2 protein-coding genes are annotated in these 1,397 nt (G+C 57.8%); both read left to right on the forward strand.

Going from position 1 to position 1,397, the window contains the following annotated elements:
* Window positions 1-297: hypothetical protein (locus JCM9942_RS19710; protein WP_218185513.1), on the forward strand; the 297-nt coding region annotated here is incomplete at its 5' end.
* The gene (locus tag JCM9942_RS15870; RefSeq protein ID WP_054660831.1) at window positions 297-1,106 is read left to right on the forward strand and encodes a hypothetical protein; all 810 of its coding nucleotides are present in this window, start codon (window positions 297-299) and stop codon (window positions 1,104-1,106) included. The genes JCM9942_RS19710 and JCM9942_RS15870, both read left to right, overlap by 1 nt.
* Window positions 1,107-1,397: the final 291 nt, after the last annotated feature.

Below are 1,397 nucleotides of genomic sequence, written 5' to 3' on the forward strand. Positions count from 1 at the left end.
GGTTCCCTGCGCGACATTTACCGCATCGCGCCGCCACTCACTGACGCGGTAAGCACGTTGCCATCGATGGTTTCTGGCGCGATCTCAGTGCCGCCTGTCCCGCTTACCGTCGATCAGGCCGTGACTACACCATCGATTGTCGGTGGGCGCATTGCCGCGCCGCCACTTGGCGCCATCCAAGACGCGGCAAGTACTACCCCATCCGTGCGTGCGGGCGACATCCGGGCCAGCCCCGTCGGCTCGATTGCAGACCGCGCAACCACTACCCCATCCATCCAATCCGGGAGGATTTTCTGATGTCAAAGCTTGCCCTTAATCCTGTCGAAATCGGCGTGATGGGCCACTTCTACGCCATGACCCACCGCGGCCATAAATACGCCGAGGATGGCAGCATCTTGGAGTTGGCCAAACCGATCCAGCAGACGTTCCCAGGGCGCAACACGATCTGCAATAGTGGGTTTGGCCGGATTTTTAGTGACCAAGCGCCGTGGAATATGAGTCTAAACGTTTTCGTGGCTGGGACTTCGAATGCTGCGCCGTCACAGTCGGATACTGTTATGCCGGATATCGCAGGGGCTGTCGCGCGACAGCATGTGTCGTCGCAGTTGATCGAAAGTAATACTGACCCGCAGGTCGGCCCGTTATTTCGCAAGTACAGGTTCAGGGTGTCGTTTGAGCCCGGAAGTTTTGGCTCAAGTCCGGTAAATCTAACTCGCGGTGGTCTTGTCAATACATCTCTTCAGACCGACTCTGCTGCGAATCTGCGAACGCGCCCATTGCTCGCTTGTGGGTTGTACCGCGATGCCGCTGGGAATCCCACAACGATCACTGTGCTTCCGGATGAATACCTCGATCAGATCTGGGAGTACACCGAGTTCTTGCCATCCGACGTGACTGGCGTCGTTTCGATCGATGTCGATGGTGTTCCGACGAATTTCAACTACACGATTAGGCCGTCGGCAGTATTTGAGACGAGTGGCCAGGGTAGCTGGGGTGCGATGGCAAATGCGATTGGCTATACCCGGCCGATAATGCATCGGATCGACATTCAGCGATGGTCGTTACTTCTGGCGATGGGACGCGGGCTGGCTACAGGGAGACGCTAGTTGCACCGAGTGAGCGGCTGACGAAAGCCCCATCGATCATGCCTACAGTCCCGGCGGGTGCTGCAACCAGCGTTACCGCGCAGCCGTACACGATCGGGCAGAACTATCGCGACTACGCAATGTCGTGGGCACCGGATCGGGGGAATCATGCGAACAGCACGAACATTGTTCAGCTCAGCTTTTCGAGCGGAGGTGTCTGGCAAGTCCTGTTTGATCCGCCGCTGCCGAAAACCGCAGCGAGGCAGATGAGTCTGACGTTCCGGCTCGCGATGGCGAATATGCCATGATTCC

Source organism: Stenotrophomonas pictorum JCM 9942 (genome assembly GCF_001310775.1).
GTDB classification, from domain to species: domain Bacteria; phylum Pseudomonadota; class Gammaproteobacteria; order Xanthomonadales; family Xanthomonadaceae; genus Stenotrophomonas; species Stenotrophomonas pictorum.